The sequence below is a fragment of the Streptomyces sp. NPDC045778 genome (assembly GCF_056431945.1).
Map to the genome: position 1 here is coordinate 163,625 of NZ_JBWKJZ010000011.1, position 17,698 is coordinate 181,322.

The following is a 17,698-nucleotide window of genomic DNA, read 5'->3' on the forward strand; positions in this document are numbered from 1 at the left end:
GGGGCGTCTCAGGTGGCCGCGCCTGAGGGTGTGGGGTTCGGGGTGTCCGTGCCCGAGGGTGTGGGGTTCGGGGTGTCCGTGCCCGAGGGTGTGGGGGCCCGGGTGCCTGTGCCTGGTGCCGGGGCTTTTCGGGTGTCCGCGTTCGACGGTGTGGCCTCCCAGGTCACTGCGTGCGGCGGTGCGGCCTCCCAGGCCCCAGCGTCCGAAGGCCCGGCCTCCCAGGCCCCCGCCGCCGATGCCGTGTCGTTCCGCGTGCTCGGGCCGTTCGCCGCGTGTGACGGTCTGGGGCAGGGGCTCGGTCTGAAGGGCCCGCGGCACCGGGCCGTGCTCGCTCGGCTGCTCGTCGCCCGGCGCAGGACCGTCCCGGTGAGCTGGCTCGTCGACGACCTGTGGGACGAGCCGCCGCCGACGGCCGTGGGTACGATCCGCACCTTCGTGGGGGCGCTGCGCAAGGCCCTCGAACCCGGCCGGGCCCGGCGCGCGCCCGCCCGTCTCCTGGTGACGGCGGGCCCCGGCTACGCGCTGCTCGCCGCGCCGGACGCGGTCGACGCCTGGCGGTTCGAGACGGCCGTACGGGACGCGGGCCTGCTCATCGACGGCGGCGGCCCGGTGCCCGCGGCGGCGCTCACCGCCCTGGACGACGCGCTCGCCCTGTGGCGGGGCCCCGCCTACGCCGAGTGGGCCGACGCCGACTGGGCCCGCGCGGAGGTGGCCCGCCTCGACGGCCTGCGCCTGCTCGCCGTGGAGCGCCGGGCCCGCCTCGCCCTCGGCTCCGGCCGGGCCGCCGAGGCCGCCCTGGACCTGGAGTCCCACACCGAGGCCCACCCCTGGCGCGAGGAGGCCTGGGGGCTTCTCGCCCTCGCCCTGTACCGGGCGGGGCGCCAGGGGGACGCCCTGGCCGCGCTGCGCCGGGCGCGCGCGAGGCTCGCGGGGGAGCTGGGCGTGGACCCGGGGGAGGGGCTGCGGCGCCTGGAGGCGGAGATCCTGGCCCAGACCGTGCCCGGGCCGGGCGACGGCCCGGAGGTCACGGCACTCACCGCACGGGCCCCGGCCCCCGACGCGAGAGGCCCGGTCGCGCCGAACCCGGCAGCCACGGTCGCGCCGGGCCCGGCCCTGCTCGGCCGGGTCGCCGAGACCGCCGCTCTCGAAGCCGCCGCGCACACCGCCGGGCGCGCGGGCCGGTTCACCCTCGCCCTGCTCTCCGGCGAGGCGGGCGCGGGCAAGACCGCGCTGGCCCGTGACCTGGCCGGGCGCCTCGGTGCCGCGGGCTGGACGGCGGCCTGGGGACGGGCGCCGGAGGGGGAGGCCGTGCCGGCCGGGTGGCCCTGGGCGGAGGCCCTTGCGGAACTTGGCCTTCCGGAAGGTGAGTTGGAGGAGACCGCCGCCGGGGGCGGCGACCCCGTCGCGCTGCGGCTGCGGCGGCGCCGGCGGGTGGGCGAGCACCTCACCGCCCTCGCCGCGCGCGGCGGACCGCTGCTGCTCGTCCTCGACGACCTGCACTGGGCCGACGAGGAGTCCCTGGACCTGCTCGCCGGGCTCGCGGCGGCGCCGCCCGCGGCACCTGTGCTCGTCGTCGGGACGTACCGCGACACCGAAGTCCCGCCCGCGCTCGGCGCGTTCCTGGGGCGCGCGGCGCGGGCCGAGCCCGTGCGGGTGCGCGTGGGCGGGCTCGCCGACGATGCCGTGCGGGAGCTGATGGCGGCCGTCTCCGGGCGGGACGTCGACGCCGCGACCGCCCGCGCCGTGCGCCGCCGCAGCGGCGGCAACCCCTTCTTCGTACGCGAACTCGCCCGCCTGTACGCCGCCGACGGCGCCGCGGCGCTCTCCCGGGTCCCCGACGGCGTACGGGACCTGGTCCGGGCCCGCCTCCGCACGCTCGGGCAGGAGGCGCGCACCGTGCTGCGGCTCGCCGCGGTCGTCGGGGCGGAGGCCGACCTGGACGTGCTGTGCGCGCTCGCCGGCGACGGCCCCGACGGCGAGGTCGTCCTGGACGCGGTGGAGGCGGCGACCGCGGCCGGATTCCTCGCCGCGCCCGAAGAGACCGCCGAACAGGTGCGGTTCGCACACGCCCTGGTCCACGAGACGGTGTACGGCGATCTGTCGAGGCCGCGCCGCGCCCGGCTGCACACGGCGGTCGCCGAGACCCTGGAGCGGCTGCGACCCGACGCGTACGACGCCCTCGCCCACCACTACGTCAGCGCGGCCACGCGCGCGACGGCCGCCCGCGCCGTCACCCACGCGAGCCGCGCGGCCCGCCGCGCCGAGGCCGCGGGGGCGCCGCACCGGGCCCGGCGCCTGTGGGGCGCGGCCCTCGACGCGTACGACCGCGCCCCCGAGGAGCGCGACCCCGCCGAGCGCCTCACCCTGCTCATGGGCCTCGTCCGCGGCCTCGCCGTCACCGGGGATCTCGCCGAGGCCCGGCGGTACCGGGCCGAGGCGCTCGCCGCCGCCGAGGCCGCGGGCGACCCCGGCCTCACGGCCCGCGTCATCGGGGCCTTCGACGTGCCCGGCATCTGGGCCCGCAACGACGACGAGGAGCTGTCCCGGCGCGTCGTGGCCGCCGCCCGGTGGGCCTTCGGCGAGCTGCCCGACGACGGGACGCGGGCCCGCCGGGCCACCCGCTGCCGCCTGCTGAGCAGCGTCGCCATGGAGACGCGCGGGGACACCACGGGGGCGGGCGCCGACGCGGCCCGGGCGGCGGAGGCGCTCGCGCGGGAGCTGGCCGCCGCGCCCGGGGGCGAGCGTCCTGAGCAGGGCGCCGCGTTGCTCGCGTACGCGCTCAACGGCCGTTTCCTGCACACCTTCCACCGCCCCGGACTCGCCCGTGAGCGGGCCCGCATCGGCGCGGAGCTGGTCGCCCTCTCCGCCCGCCACGCCCTCGTGAGCTTCGAGGTCCTCGGCCACCTCATGCTGGTCCAGGCCCACGCAGCCCGCGCCGAATTCGCCCGCGCCGACGCCGCCGCGGCCGCCGCGGACCGGCTCGCCGAGCGGTACGGGCTGCCGCTCGTCGGCGTGTTCACGTCCTGGTACGCCGCGCTGCGCGCCGCCGTCGCCGGGCGCGCCGCCGACGCGGAGGCCGCGTACCGCGCGGCCGCCGGCCGGCTGCGCGGCAGCGGGATGAGCGGCATGCCGGAGGACGAACTGCTGCGCCTCGCCCTGGTCTGCCTCGGCGTGGCGGACGGGGCCGACGCGCCCGACGCGGGGCAACTCCTCGACGTACGCCTGTGCCTGCGGGCCCGCGCCGCCGCCCGCTCCGGGGACGCGGCGGCCGCGGCGCACGCCTACCGCCGGCTGCTGCCCGCCGAGGACGAGCTGGCGGGCGCGGGCAGCGGCCTCGTCGCGCTCGGTCCCGTCGCCCAGGAGCTGGGGGACCTGGCCGTGGCCCTGGGCCGCCCGGCCGCCGCCCACTACCGCCGCGCCCTCGCCGTCGCCGAACGCGCCGGGGCCCCGCACTGGGCGGCCACCGCACGGGCCGCGCTCGCGGCGGCGGTGCGAGGATGCGGCGATGAACGCTGAGGACGCGAACGCGCGGGACGCAACGGTGGATTCGGCGGACGTCGCAGGTAACTCCGCCGGACCGCCCGTGACGTACATCCGCTTCGAATCGCCCCGGCGCCACGAACGCGGCCACTTCCCCGGCGTGTTCGCCCTCGCCAACGGGCTCGCCAGGGACGGCAGGCTGACCGCGGAGCAGCGGCGCTTCTGGCGCGCCGCCAACGACTGGTACGACGCCGCGTACCCGACGCCCGACGCGTCCCTCTACGACCCCGAGCGGTACCCCGGCGCCGTCGCCTGGTTCAAGAGCACCGCCACCCACCTCCTCCAGCGGGTCCCCGGCTACCTGGAACTCCTCGCCGCCCACGGCGTGCCCTGCCGTGAGGTGCGCTCCGCCGACCCCGGGCGCGTGATCTACGAGGACGAGGTCCAGGTCCTCGTCGTACCGCACGCCTGAGAGGTACGCGCCGCAGGTCCGCGGGTTATGAGGATCCTGTCAGGGCGCCGACGCGGCGACCGGAATCCGGCGGGCGCCGCCTATGCTCGGGCGCATGTGCGCATTTGTCCTGGTCGCGGAGGACGACGAGAAGCAGGCCGAGCTGATCCGCCGCTATCTGGAGCGCGAGGGGCACACCGTCGGCGTCGCCCACGACGGGCGCACCGCGCTGGAGCGGGTCCGGCAGCACGACCCGGACCTGCTGATCCTCGACGTGATGATGCCGGAGATCGACGGCCTCGGCGTGACCCGCGTGCTGCGCTCGGAGCCCGCGCCGGGCACCCAGGGGGCCGGGCGCGGCACCGGCACACTGCCCATCCTCATGCTCACCGCCCGCTCCACCGAGGACGACCTGCTGCTCGGCCTCGACCTCGGCGCCGACGACTACCTCACCAAGCCGTACAGCCCCCGCGAGCTGATGGCCCGCGTCCGCACCCTGCTGCGCCGCGCCAGCGGGGCGGCGCACCGGCCGCCGCCCGAGGCGGACGCGCGGGTGCTGCGCGCGGGCGGCCTCGTCGTGGACGCGCTGCGGCACGAGGTGACCGTGGACGGGCGGCGGGTGGAGTGCACGCCGGGCGAGTTCGAGCTGCTCGCGGCGATGGCGGCGGAGCCGGAGCGGGTCTTCACGCGCCCTCAGCTGCTCGACCGCATCCACGGCTCGTCGGGTTACATATCGGTCCGCACCGTGGACGTACACGTACTGAACCTCCGTAAGAAGATCGAGGCCAATCCGCGCACACCGCACCGCCTCGTCACGGTCTTCGGGGTGGGCTACAAACTCGTCGCGTACCGGGATCCGGCGGCCCGCCGTGAGGTTTAGGGCGGCCGGGCGGCGCGGCGTAGGGCCGCCCGGCGACGCCCCGGCCCGCACCCGCGTACCCGTGCGCAAGAGCCTCCTCGCCCGGCTGCTCGCGGTGTCCGTGCTCGTGTCCGTGCTGTCCATCGCCGCCACCGCCTGGCTCGCCGCGCAGACCACGTCCGGGGCCATCCGGCAGGAGCAGGGGCAGGTGCTCGCCGACGACGCGCGGATCTACGACCGCCTCCTCGGCCTCGCCGCGGGCGCGCCCGACTGGCGCGGCGCCGGCCGCACGGTGCGCGAGCTGTCCGCGGAGACGGGGCGGCGCGTCGCCCTGACCACGCAGGACCGCGAGATCATCGCCGACTCGGCGGCTGCGGGGAAGGGCGCGGTGCCCGGCTCCCGGCTGCCCGCGCGGGCCTCGGCGGTCGTCGACCCGCTGGCCGTCGACTCGACGCTGGCCGCGGGGCGCGGCGACGACACGGCGGTCGGTCTCGGCGGCGACGCCGGGATCGACACCGGCACCGGCGCCGTCGACCGCATCGACCCGCGCGCCGTGGGGCCGTTCCGGCTTCCCGCGGGGGAGCGGGCGAAGCTGCGGGCGCTGGCGGAGAAGGTCGTCGGGTGTGCCCAGGACGCCGGTGCGTCCGTGAAGAGCGTGGAGGGTCCCAGCGGCCGCCCCTATCTGGAGACGGCGGGTGACAACGGCGACTTCCTCGACTACAGGTGCGGCGCCGTCTCCCTGAACGAGCCGACGAAGACCGAGCGCAAGGCCCTGGACAAGATCAGTGAGCTGGCCGGGGCGTGCATGCGCCGCAAGGGCACCAAGCCCGTGAAGCTGGGCCTCGCCATGTCGCGCGGCGGCTCCCCCTGGCTGTTCGCGATCGCGCATCCGGGCAGCGCCGCGAAGCCGCGGGGCGTGGTGCCGGAGGAGGCCGCGACCGACAAGGGCGTGTCTCCGGCGCCCGCGCCCTCGGTCACCGCGTCCCCCGACCCCGTGGAGGCGCTCGCCGCCAACTGTGTGGACAGCGCGCGCCGCGAGCAGCTCGGCCCGTACGTGTCGCCGCCCGCGCTGCTCTTCATCACGAGCCCGGACGGCAGCCGGCCCTCCGAGAGCGGCTTCCGGCTCTCCGGCGCCAACACCGCCCGGCTCGTCGGGCTCGCCGCGGCCGTGCTCGCCCTGACCGTCGCCGTCACCGCCTTCGCCGCGACCCGCCTCACCCGGCCCCTGCGGGCGCTCACCACGGCCACCCAGCGCATGAAGACCGGCGAGGCCACCGAGCCGGTGCCCGCGCGCTCCGCGGGCGAGATCAGCCAGCTCGCGGCCGCCTTCAACGACATGGCCGCGCACCGCGAGGCCCTGGAGGAGCAGCGCAAGGCGATGGTCAGCGACGTCGCCCACGAGTTGCGTACGCCTCTTTCGAACATCCGGGGCTGGCTGGAGGCCGCCGAGGACGGCGTCGTCGCCACCGATCCCGAGCTGGTCACCTCCCTCCTGGAGGAGGCCCTGCTCCTCCAGCACATCGTCGACGACCTCCAGGACCTCGCCGCCGCCGACGCCGGGACGCTGCGGCTGCACCGCGAGCCCGCGTGCGCCGCCGACCTCGCCGAGCAGGTCGTGGCCGCGCACCAGGCGCGGGCGGACGCGGCGGGCGTACGACTCCTCGCCCGCGCGGAGGGCGACCCGTGGCTGACCGCCGACCCGCTGCGGCTGCGGCAGGCCATCGGGAACCTCGTCTCCAACGCGATCCGGCACACGCCCGCCGGGGGCAGCGTCACGGTCACCTCCCGCGTCGTCGGTGGCCGGGTGGTCATCGAGGTCGCGGACACGGGGACCGGGATCGCCGCGGCGGATCTCCCTCATGTCTTCGACCGGTTCTGGCGCGCGGACAAGTCGCGTACGCGGGCCACGGGGGGGAGTGGGCTGGGGCTCGCCATCGTGCGGAACCTTGTGCGGGCGCATGGGGGGACGGTCGCCGCGGAAAGCACTCCCGGCCGCGGCACGACCTTCACCCTCCACCTCCCCATCACCTAGGCCCCCTCGGCCGGCCCTGCCCCGGCGGCCTGTCACCCACCGGCCCCACCCCGCTACCGCGGCGGTCTCTCCCACCCGCCCGCCCGTACCTGCCCCGGCGACCTGGCCGGCCCCCGGCCTGGCGGCTGCGGGCCGTCGTCCGTCTGTCCCGCCGCTGTCGCGGCGGTGTCTCCCACCCGCCCGCCCGTGTCTGCCCCGGCGACCTGGCCGGGGCCCGGCCTGGCGGCTTGCGGGCCGTCGTCCGTCTGTCCCGCCGCTACCGCGGCGGTCTCTCCCACCCGCCCGCCCGTGTCTGCCCCGGCGGCCTGGCCGGGGCCCGGCCTGGCGGCTTGCGGGCCGTCGTCCGTCTGTCCCGCCGCTGTCGCGGCGGTGTCTCCCACCCGCCCGCCCGTACCTGCCCCGGCGGCCTGGCCGGTCCCCGGCCTGGCGGCTGCGGGCCGTTTCCCACCGGTCCTGCCGCTGTCGCGGCGGTGTCTCCCTGGCGACCTGGTGGGGCGCCGGCCCAGCGGGGGCGGGTGGGCGGGGGAAGTGCAGCCCTTGCCCTCAACTTAACTTGAGGTCCTACGGTCTCCGTGTGCCCGCGCAACACCGCGCACCGCGGCCCCGCGCAGGCCCCGACCGTCACGCACCAAGAGGAGACCCCCATGACCACCCAGCAGAACCCCGACGCCGGACTCGCGCGGCAGCCCGCCGCCTACTGGACGGGTCTCGCCTACGAGGCACTCATCGCGTTCACCCGGGCGCGGCAGGCCGAGAAGGGCTACACGCAGCCCCAGTTCTGGCTGCTGCGCAACCTGTCGGAGGACGACATCTCGCCCGACGGTCAGGGCATGACCGTGTCCGAGCTGCGGGCGGCCATGGCCTCCTACATCCGGCCCGAGGACGACCTGGCGGCGGAGGCCGAGGTGCTCGTGGCGCGCGGCTGGCTGGACCGGGACGCCGAGGACCGGCTGTGGCTCACCGAGGAGGGGGAGCGGGCCCGGGTCGACCTCTCGCGCAACTCACCCGCCATCCGCGCCGCCCTCCACGAGGGCATCGACGACGCGGACTACGTCACCACGGTGAAGGTGCTCCAGCGGCTGATCCGCAACGCGGGCGGCGCGGTCGCGGCGGCGTGAGCGGAGGGGGTGACTCCGGAAGTCCCACCCCGCCTCGGGGAGAGGCTCACTCCGCCTCGCCCGAGGCCCGGCTGCCCGTTTGGGCGGACCCGGCCGCGGCGGCGACACTCCCCCGAGCCACGCGCCAAGCGCATGCACCGGCGGGGCCAGGTCCGATGCAGGGATCAGATCAGGCCGCGCCAACAGATGGCTAACATGTGCCCAACGGCCCCCGTTTTGGCGTGGCCGTGTCAGCCGACGGGGGCTGCGAGCACTGGGGGAGTAGGGCACGCATGGCAGGCGAGCTGCGGTTCGGGCTCCTCGGCGTGCCCGCCCTGTACGACGCCGGCGGCGAGCCCCGCCCGCTCGGCAGCCCCAAGGCCCGCGCCCTGCTGACCGCGCTGCTCCTCGAACCGGGCCGCGTGGTCTCCGCCGACGCGCTCAGGGAGGCGCTGTGGGGCGCCGAGCCGCCCGCATCCGCCCGCGCCTCGCTCCAGAACCACGTCACCCGGCTGCGCCGCCTCCTGGACGACCCCGCCCGGCTGCACGCCATGCCGCCGGGCTACCGGCTGCTCGTGGCCGACGGCGAACTCGACGTCCGCGTCTTCGAACGGCACGCCGCCGCGGCCCGCGCCGCCCACGCCGCCCGCGACTGGGACACCGCGGAGGCCGAGGCCGCCGCCGCCCTCCGCCTGTGGCGCGGTGCCCCGCTCTCCGGCCTGTCCACGACCACCGCAGGTGACGCCCTGGTCCAGCGCCTGGAGGAGGCCCGCCTGCTCGTCCTGGAGTGGCGCTACGACGCGGCCCTGGAGCGCGCCCCCGGGCCGGGCCCGGAACTGGCCGCTCGCGTGCCGGAGTTGACCTCCCTCGTCACCGAGCACCCGCTGCGTGAGTCGTTCCACCGCCAGCTGATGCTCCTGCTGCACCGCACCGGCCGCCAGGCGGAGGCCCTGGCCGTGCACCGCGAACTCCGCCGCAGGCTGATCGAGGAACTCGGCGTCGAGCCCGGCGACGGCGTACGCGAGGCCCACCGGCGGATCCTCAGCAGTCCCGAGGCCCGCCCCGGCCCCCGTGCCACCTCCTCGCAGCCGACCCGGTCCGTCCTCGCCGGCGGCCGCCCCACCACGTCCCCGCCGGGCCGCCCGCCCCGCCCCGCCCAACTCCCGCCCGCCCCCTCGCACTTCACCGGCAGGGAGGACACGGCGCGCGAGCTGCGCGGCAGGCTCACGGACGGCGGCGGCGCCCCGCCCCTCGTCGTGCTCTCCGGCATGGCGGGCGTGGGCAAGAGCGCCCTCGCGCTGCACGTCGCGCACGGCCTGAAGGAGCACTTCCCCGACGGCCAGCTCTACGTCAACCTGCACGGGACCACCCCGGGCGTCGCCCCGCTCACGCCGGGCCAGGCCCTCGCCGCCCTCCTGCGCGACCTCGGCGCCGAGGCCCGGCACGCCTGCGAGGACGCCGAGGGCACGGACGCGGCGGCCGCGCTGCTGCGGTCGCTCCTCGCCCCCACCCGTACGCTCCTCGTCCTCGACGGGGCCGCGAGCGCCGCGCAGGTACGGCCGCTGCTGCCCGGCGGGCCCGGCTGCGCCACCCTCGTCACCAGCCGCTCCCCGCTCACCACGCTCGACGGCGCCGCCCGCTTCCCGCTGCCGCCGCTGTCCGCCGACGCCAGCACGGCCCTGCTGCGCGCCGCCTCGGGGCGGGACGACCTCGGCGCGGGCCACCCGCTGGTACGGCTCACGGGCCGCCTCCCCCTCGCGCTGCGGATCGTCGCGGCCCGCCTCGCCGCCCGCAGGGCGCTCACCCCGGACGCCCTCGCGGGCCTCCTGACGGACTGCGAGGGCCGCCTGCGGCACCTGGAGTACGACGACTTGAGCGTGCGGCGCTCCCTCGACGTCGCCCTGGAGGCCCTGCGCACCTCCGACCGCGAGAGCGACCGCGACGCCGCCCGCGCCCTCGGCGTCATCGGCGCGCTCGACCTGCCGGCGTACGGCGCGCCGCTCCTCGCCCGGCTGCTCCCCGCCCCGCGCTCCCGCGCCCAGGCCGCCCTGGACCGCCTCGTCGACGTCGCCCTCCTCGAAGAGACGGCGTACGGCCGCTACGCCCCGCACGACCTCGTACGGGACTTCGCCCGCGCCCACCGGCAACCCCGCGCGGCGGACGCCACGCCCGCCGGCGAGACGGCCCTGCGCTGGTACGCCGAGACCGCCCGCGCCGCGCTGCTCACCATCGCCCCGGCGGGCCAGGACCGAGAGGACCGCCTGGCCGTGCCCGCCCCCGAAGGCACCCCGAGCGCCGCAGACCCGGACTCCTTCGGCTCCCTCGACGCCGCGTTCGCCTGGGCCGACGAGGAGCTGGACAACATCGTCGCCCTCGCCGAACGGCACACCGGCGACACCACGGGGCTCGTACCGGCGCTGGTGCGCTACCTCTTCCCGTATCTGCAACGCCGGGGGCGGCTCACCGAGTTGGGCACCCTCGCCGTGATCGCTGTCCGCACCGCGCGGCGCCACGGCGAGCAGGCCGTGACGGCCCAGGCGCTCACCGACCTCGCGGGCCACCGCTTCCTGACGGGCCGCGCGGGCGAGGCCCTGGCCCTGAACGACGAGGCGCTCGCCCTGTGGCGCGCCATCGGCCACGTGTCCTGCGTACGCCGCGGCCTGAACCACCGCGGCCTGCTGCTCGACGGCATCGGCCGCCGCGCCGAGGCCGTGGACGCCCTGACCCACGCCCTGGACCTGGCCCGCTCCCTGGACGACCCGCTCAGCGAGGCCATCACCTTCAGCCACCTCGGCAACCTCTACGAGCACAGCGACGCCCGCCTCGCCATCGTCCACCACGAGCGCAGCCTCGCCATCGGCGAGCGCATCGGCCACGCCGTCGTCCGCCAGTCCGCGCACTGCAACATCGGCTACGCCCACCTCGCCCTCGGCGAACCGGCCGCCGCCCTCGGCCACTTCGAGGTCAGCCTGCGCGTGCACGGCGAGTACGAGGACTGGCACGGCGAGTCCCACACCCGCCTCGGCCTCGTCCGCGCCCTGCGCGCCCTCGGCCGCACCGCCGAAGCGGACCGTGCCTGCGCCCTCCTCCTGGAGCGCGCGGCCCATCGCGGCGACACCCACATGACCGGCCTGGCCCGCCACCAGCACGGCCTGCTCCTGCACGCCCAGGGCCGCACCCGAGAGGCCCACGCACAGTGGCGGTCGGCCCTCGCCGCCCTGGAGTCCCTGGACGGGGCGAGCCCCAAAGTGGTGACGGAACTGCGCGAACTCACCGGCGGATCATCGAGTCCGTCCGGCGTTTGAGGGCGAGCGCGCCGCGCGAAGGAGGCGCGCCGCACCCCTCACTTGGCATCGGCGTAGCACCGTACGACCGCCGTGGTGAACGGAAACCGCACCGGCGTCTCGCCGAACCCGATCAGACCGGCCAGGTCCCCGGCCTCCCGCACCGCCGCCGCGACCTGATCCGCCTCCTCGGCCGGGCAGTGCACGATCACCTCGTCGTGCTGGAAGAAGACCAGCTCGGCGCGGAGGTGCGCGGTGGCCCGGCGCAGCGCGGCGAGCATGAGCAGCGCCCACTCGGATGCGCTGCCCTGCACCACGAAGTTCCGGGTGAAGCGGCCGCGCGCGCGGGCGTTGGTGGAGGCGTACCCGGGCGTGAACGCGTCCTCGCGCGGGGCGTCCGCGGGCTCGGCGGCGGCGTCCTCCTGCGGCAGGCCCGCCTCGCCGAGGGCGTCCTCGCCCGAGCCGGCCGCGGGCGGGCTGGTCCGGCCGAGCCAGGTCCGCACGAGACGGCCCTCCTCGCCCGCGCGCGCCGCGTCGTCGACGTACGCCACGGCCTGCGGGAAGCGGCGGCGCAGCGCCGCCAGGTTCTTCAGTCCTTCGCCGGAGGTCTGGCCGTAGACCGCGCCGAGCAGCGCCAGCTTGGCGTGCTCGCGGTCGCCGGAGAACGCGCGGTCCGACAGGCGGGCGTACAGGTCGTCGGGGCTGCCCGCGACGTCCATCAGGCCCCGGTCGCGCGAGATGGCGGCGAGCACGCGCGGCTCCAGCTGGTCCGCGTCGGCGACGACCAGCCGCCAGCCCGGGTCCGCGACCACCGCGCGGCGGATGACCTTCGGGATCTGGAGGGCGCCCCCGCCGTTCGTGGTCCAGCGGCCGGTGACGGTGCCGCCGGGCGTGTACTCAGGGCGGAAACGGCCGTCGCGCACCCAGTCCTGGAGCCAGGACCAGCCGTGGGCGGTCCACACGCGGTACAGCGACTTGTACTCCAGAAGGGGGCGCACGGCGGGGTGGTCGACCTCCTCCAGCTCCCAGCGCCGGGTCGAGCGGACCTTGACGCCCGCCCGCGCGAACGCCTTGACCACGTCCGCGGGCAGGTCGGGGCGCACCCGGTGGCCGAAGGCCGCCGACACCTCGTCGGCCAGCTCGGCCAGGCGCCGGGGCTCGCCGGTGCCGCCGTACCGCTCGCCGAGCAGTTCGGTGAGGACGTCGCGGTGGACGTCCGCGCGCCACGGAAGCCCCGCCTCGTTCATCTCCGCCGCCACGAGCATGCCCGCCGACTCGGCGGCGGTGAGCAGCCGCATCCGCCCCGGGTGCGCCGTCGCCTCGTGCCGCCTCAGCTGCTCCGCGTACACCTCCAGGAGGCCGTCGAAGGGCAGCGGGGCCGCCGGGGACGCGTCGAAGAGGGAGTCCTGCGCGCCGGGCACCGCGGCGCGCGGCGGCGGGTCCGGGGGCACGGGTCTTCGCCTGCCGCGCGCCCAGGCTGCCGCTGCCGAGCGCGGCTCGCCGAGCCGCCCCTCGTGCCCGAGCAGCAGGGCCTCCGCGGCCTCCACGTCATAGCACCGCTCGACCCGGACGCCCGCCGCGAGCAGCCGGGGGTAGACCTCGGCGGTGGAGCGCCACACCCACCGCGTCACGTGCGGCCGCCGCCGCACGGCCTCGGCGAGATCGCCCTCGCGCACGGCGGGCCCGACGGGCAGCCCGTCGTCCCCGAGCGGTGCCACGAGCACCCCCGGCCCGTCCTCCGCGATGGCCCACCGTTGCGCTTCCACGACTCGACGATCGCACCCGCCACTGACAATCGGGCCCCGGACCTGGGGAGCCGCCCGGCAGGGCCCCGCATGGCCCACCCCGCATGCCACCCCCACCCACCCCTGTCACGCTCGGTGCCATGCGCGTCGCCCTGGCCCAGACCGACTGCGCACTCGGCGCGGTGGAGGAGAACCTGGAGGTCGCCCGCGAGTGCGTCGCCCAGGCGCGGGACCAGTCCGCCGACCTCGTGGTGTTCCCCGAGCTGAGCCTCCACGGCTACCACCTGGGCGCCCTGAAGCGGGACGCCTCGCTCCAGGTCGACGACCCGCGCCTGCTCGACCTGTCGCTGCTCGGCCCGGACGTCCTCGTCGGCCTGCACGAGCACACGAGCCTGCGCGCGTACAACACGTCGGGCTACTACGCGGCGGGTGCCCTGCGGCACGCGCACCGCAAGCTGTACCTGCCGAACTACCTCGCCTGGGAGGAGCGCAAGCACGTCAGCCCCGGCCAGCACCTGCGCGCCTACGACCTGTCCCGAGGCCACGGCCGCGCGGCCACGCTGATCTGCAACGACGCCTGGCAGCCGGTGCTCCCGTGGCTCGCGGTGCAGGACGGCGCCGAGGTCATCTTCGTCCCCACGAACAGCGCGGCGAGCCTCGACCCGGAGGCGATGGACACGGGCCTGTACTGGGACACGCTGCTGTCGTACACCGCCCGCATGCTCCAGTGCTGGGTGGTGTTCGTGAACCGCGTGGGCAACGAGAACGGGGCCACGTTCTGGGGCGGTTCGCGGGTCGTGGACCCGCGCGGCACGGTGGTCGCGCAGGCCCCCAAGTGGGAGCCGGGCCTGGTCACGGTCGACATCGACCTGCACGAGGCCCGGCGCCGGCGCCGGGCCGTGCCCCTCGTGGCGGAGGCCCGCCTCGGCCTCATCGACCGGGAGGTACGCCGCCTGATCGACGAGGGCGGCGACTCCTAGGCAGGGGCCCCGCAGCTCATCGGCGCTCCGCGCCTCGTCCTCGAACGCCGGACGGGCTGAAACTCTCCGGCTCGGGCCGTGGGCATCCGTTCCGTCAGTCCGGCGTCGTCCGGCGTCGTCCGGCGTCGTCCGGCGTCCGAGCCTGCCCGTCGCACCAGGGCACCAGGGCCTCACCCGGACGAGGCCCGGTGGGCCCGGGAAATCCGCCACGCCCCCGCCACCCCCGCCGCTACGGCCACCGCCCCGCACACCCCCGCGCACAGGCCCATGGCCCCCCACGGCACCACCACCTCCAGCGGCACCGAGAGCCGCGCCAGGGCCAGCGCGAGCCCGCCGAGCCCGACGGCCGTCACCGCGAGCCCCAGCACCACGCCCACCGCCACCGCGAGGGCCGCCTCCCCGGCCGCGACGAGCCGCAGCTGGGCGGGCGTCGCGCCCGTCAGGCGGAGGGACCGCAGCTCGGGGGCCCGTACCGGCGCGGTCATCAGCAGGGTGCCCGCCAGGGAGATCGCCGCGTACGTCAGGCAGAGCCCGAGCAGCATCCGCAGGCCAAGCCGGGTCTGGCGCCGCATGCCCGGGTACGCGGCGGCGAGCCAGTCCGCGGCGGGGCGCACCTCGCCGCCGCTCGCGCGCAGCGCCCGTGTCACGGCGGCCGGGTCGGCGCCGGGGCGGAGCCGGACGTCGAGGCGGTCCACGGGCGCGGCGAGCGCGTTCCGGGCGGTCACGTACGCGCCGTTGTCGCCGGTGCCGCGCGCGAGGACGGCCACGATCCGCAGCCGGGCCCGCCGCCCGTCGCCGAGCCACACCGGCACCCGCTCGCCGACGCGGTGCCGCTGCCGCTCCTCGTCGACGACGATCGACCGGTCGTCGAGGTCGCGTACGTCGCCCGCCACCACCGGCAGCCGGGTCACCGCCGCGAACGCCGCCGGGTCGGCCACCGCCCGCGCTTGGGCCCTGACCACCGCCGATCCGTCGTCCTCCCGTACGAAGACGGCGGTCTCGGCGGACGCGGCGACGGTGGCGCCCGCGACCGGCCCCACGGGGCGCAGCCCCTCGCCCGTGACGACGAGGTCGGCGGCGGTGCGCTGCCGGGCCTCCGCCGCCTTCGCCGCGCCGACCGTCGCGGCCGAGCCGAACAGACAGCCCGCGAGCGCGACGGTGACGAGGACGGGCGCGGCGACGGCGGCGGTGCGGCGCACCCCGGCACCGCAGTTGGCGCGGACGACCCGGGCGAGGGCGTCCGCCCGCCGCACCCGGCCGGGCCGCGCGGGGGCGGGCCAGCGGAACAGGGCCACCACGTGCCGCACGAGCAGCGGCGCGAACGCGGCGACCGCCGTCGCCAGGATCATCGGCTGCGTGGTGTACGTCTTGCGCTTGAGCAGGTCCGCGGGCTGCGACCACAGCGTCCAGGCGAGCAGCCCGAGCGCCCCCGCCAGCAGCGCCGCGCCCGCGACGCGGCGCCCGCGCGGCATGACGCCGGTGTCCAGCGACGCCTCGCGCAGCGCCTCCACGGGGCTGACCCGCCCCGCGCGCCGCGCCGCGCCCCAGGCCCCGGCGAGGGCGACGAGGAGCCCGGCCCAGAAGGCGAGTTGATACGGCCACCAGGTCCAGCGCAGGCCTTCGGTCACCGTGAACCACGGCGGCGCTATGTCCGCCTCCACCAGGGCCCGCGCGAGGTGCGGCGCGCCCCAGGCCCCGAGCCCGCAGCCGGCGGCGGCCGCCGCGGCCCCCACCACCAGGGCCTCGCCGAGCAGCCAGCGCCGCACCTGCCCCCGGCTCGCCCCGGCCGCGCGCAGCAGCCCCAGCTCACGGCGGCGCAGCGCCACGACGAACGCGAACGTGGACGCGGTCACGAACGCCGACACGAACACGGCGACGCCGCCCGCCGTGCCGAGGAACGCGTTCACGGCCACGAGCGCCCGTCCGTCCCGCTCGGCACCGGGGTCCACGCGGGCGCGACCGGCGCCGGTGAGGACGCGGGCCCCGGTGCCGGACGCGGCGACGGCGGCCCGCACCGCGCCGGCGGGCGCGGTCACGCCGACGGCGTCCGGCCCCCCGCTCACCCGCACCGGGCCGAGCCGCCGCAGGGCCGCGAGCAGATCCTTGTCCACAGGGTGTGGATGGGCGAGCCGCTCGGTGACGTGCTCGGCCCGCGGCCCCCGGCGCACCGGCACGCTCAGCGTGTCCTTCCCGGCCACGACGACGGGCGACGCGGCGAACCGCTGCGGCGCCCGCTCGGCCCCGCCCGCGCTCGCCGCGAGCCCCACCCCCATGGCGGCGGTCAGCGCGACCCCCAGCGCGAGGGCGACGAAGGCCCCGATGAAGGCGGTCCAACGAGAACGGAGCGAAGCGAAGATCATGCCTCAAGCGAACCGTCCCCGCCCTCTCGCCTCACGCCCCCTGGCGGGCGGATCGCGGGTAGGGCCAGACCTACCCTTAGGGGTATGGATTCGGTGATCGACAAGGCGTTCGCGGCGGCGCTGTACGCGGACGCGGCGGCCGGCGGGGCCACCGGACCCGACAGCGGCGCGGCCGGCGAGAGCGGTCGCGGGCGCCGCGGCCGGGCCTCGGGCCGGTCGTCCGCCCGGGGTGCCCGCGGCGCCGCCCGGGCGCGGCTCGTCGACGACGCCCTCGACACCGCCGCGTCGCTCCTCGCCGCCGCTCCCGCCGCCGACGCCGAAGTGGCCCGCCGGGGTGAGGAGTTCGTACGCCGCGCCTGGGAGCGCGGCTGGCAGCCCGCCGACGTCGTCCGGCTCGTGCGCCGCGACCTGGACGAGGACCACGTGCGCCTCGCCGCCGAACTCATCCGCGCCGAGACCCGCCGCTACGGCCGCGGCCAACTGCCCGCCCGCTGGCCCGCGCAGCTCGCCGCGCTCGACGCGCTCGCCCCGTGGCGCGCCCCCGACCGCTTCACGCGCGCCACCGCCCTCCTCACCCTCTACCGCCTCCTCCTGCGCCTGCCGCCCGTCGAACCGGTCGGCCCGCCCCCGGGCACCCGCGCCCCGCTCGACACCCCGCCCGCCCACGACGAGCCGCGCGCCCTCACCCGGATCCGCGCCCTGCTCGCCAAGGCCGAGGCGACCGGTTTCCCGGAGGAGGCGGAGGCGCTGACCGCGAAGGCGCAGGAGCTGACGGCCCGCTACAGCGTCGACGAGGCGCTGCTCGCCGCGCGCACGCACGCCGCCGGCGCGCCCGGCGCCTGCCGCGTCGGCGTCGACGCCCCGTACGAGACCGCGAAGGCGATCCTCCTCGACGCCGTCGCCACCGCGAACCGCTGCCGCGCCGTGTGGAACGAGGCCTTCGCCTTCTCCACCGTCGTCGGCTTCGAACCCGACCTGGACGTCGTCGAGTTGCTGTACGCCTCCCTCCTGGTCCAGGGCGCGGCGGCCATGACCACGGCGGAGGCGGGCCAGCGCGCGGGCGGCCGCAACCGCACCAAGACCTTCCGCCAGGCCTTCTGGATGGCGTACGCCCACCGCGTCGGCGCCCGCCTCGAGGCCGCCGCCGCGCCCGTCACGCACGAGGGCGGCGACGGCGCGCTGCTCCCGGTGCTCGTGGCCCGGGACGTCGCCGTCACCGACCGCACGGAGCGGATGTTCCCCGAGACCACCACGACCCGCGTACGGGGCGTGCGCGACGGCGCGGGCTGGGCCGAGGGCGCCGCCGCGGCGGCGGGCGCTAACCTTCACACGCGTGTGAGGCTTCCGGGCACGGCTTCGCGCACCGCTTCGCACACCGCTTCGGACACCCTTTCGGACAAGAGGGAGTGA

General features: G+C 77.5%; 10 protein-coding genes. 8 read left to right on the forward strand and 2 right to left on the reverse strand.

Going from position 1 to position 17,698, the window contains the following annotated elements; genetic code table 11:
* Positions 1 to 240: 240 nt before the first annotated feature.
* The 6 genes from AC07GB_RS16585 (at position 241) to AC07GB_RS16610 (ending at position 11,224) form a co-directional block, all read left to right on the forward strand.
* Positions 241 to 3,516 (forward strand): BTAD domain-containing putative transcriptional regulator, encoded by a 3,276-nt coding sequence (locus tag AC07GB_RS16585; protein ID WP_478846090.1) that lies wholly within the window; start codon positions 241 to 243, stop codon positions 3,514 to 3,516.
* Positions 3,506 to 3,952, forward strand: a complete 447-nt coding sequence (locus AC07GB_RS16590) for a hypothetical protein (RefSeq protein ID WP_478845899.1) — start codon at positions 3,506 to 3,508, stop codon at positions 3,950 to 3,952. Before AC07GB_RS16585 ends, AC07GB_RS16590 begins: the two co-directional genes overlap by 11 nt.
* Positions 3,953 to 4,046: 94 nt before the next feature.
* Entirely contained in the window at positions 4,047 to 4,811 is a 765-nt protein-coding gene (locus AC07GB_RS16595) for a response regulator transcription factor (protein ID WP_478845901.1), read from the forward strand.
* Between the two features lie 61 nt (positions 4,812 to 4,872).
* Entirely contained in the window at positions 4,873 to 6,822 is a 1,950-nt protein-coding gene (locus AC07GB_RS16600; RefSeq protein WP_478845903.1) for a sensor histidine kinase, read from the forward strand.
* A 644-nt stretch (positions 6,823 to 7,466) separates the two neighbouring features.
* A complete protein-coding gene (locus AC07GB_RS16605; RefSeq protein WP_478845905.1) occupies positions 7,467 to 7,940 on the forward strand; it encodes a MarR family transcriptional regulator in 474 nt (157 codons plus the stop codon).
* 272 nt (positions 7,941 to 8,212) lie between these two features.
* Complete coding sequence (locus AC07GB_RS16610) at positions 8,213 to 11,224, forward strand: AfsR/SARP family transcriptional regulator (RefSeq protein ID WP_478845907.1); 3,012 nt, start codon at positions 8,213 to 8,215, stop codon at positions 11,222 to 11,224.
* Positions 11,225 to 11,262: 38 nt separating this feature from the next.
* Here AC07GB_RS16610 and AC07GB_RS16615 read toward each other — a convergent pair whose 3' ends face one another.
* The gene (locus AC07GB_RS16615; RefSeq protein WP_478845909.1) at positions 11,263 to 12,969 is read right to left on the reverse strand and encodes a bifunctional 3'-5' exonuclease/DNA polymerase; all 1,707 of its coding nucleotides are present in this window, start codon (positions 12,967 to 12,969) and stop codon (positions 11,263 to 11,265) included.
* Between the two features lie 119 nt (positions 12,970 to 13,088).
* On the opposite strand from AC07GB_RS16615, the gene AC07GB_RS16620 reads away from it, so the two are divergent.
* Complete coding sequence (locus AC07GB_RS16620) at positions 13,089 to 13,928, forward strand: nitrilase-related carbon-nitrogen hydrolase (RefSeq protein ID WP_478845911.1); 840 nt, start codon at positions 13,089 to 13,091, stop codon at positions 13,926 to 13,928.
* A gap of 170 nt (positions 13,929 to 14,098) precedes the next feature.
* Here AC07GB_RS16620 and AC07GB_RS16625 read toward each other — a convergent pair whose 3' ends face one another.
* Positions 14,099 to 16,288, reverse strand: a complete 2,190-nt coding sequence (locus tag AC07GB_RS16625) for an FtsX-like permease family protein (RefSeq protein WP_478845913.1) — start codon at positions 16,286 to 16,288, stop codon at positions 14,099 to 14,101.
* Positions 16,289 to 16,372: 84 nt separating this feature from the next.
* Between AC07GB_RS16625 and AC07GB_RS16630 the strand changes: the two genes are divergently transcribed.
* Positions 16,373 to 17,698, forward strand: a complete 1,326-nt coding sequence (locus AC07GB_RS16630; RefSeq protein WP_478845915.1) for a DUF2786 domain-containing protein — start codon at positions 16,373 to 16,375, stop codon at positions 17,696 to 17,698.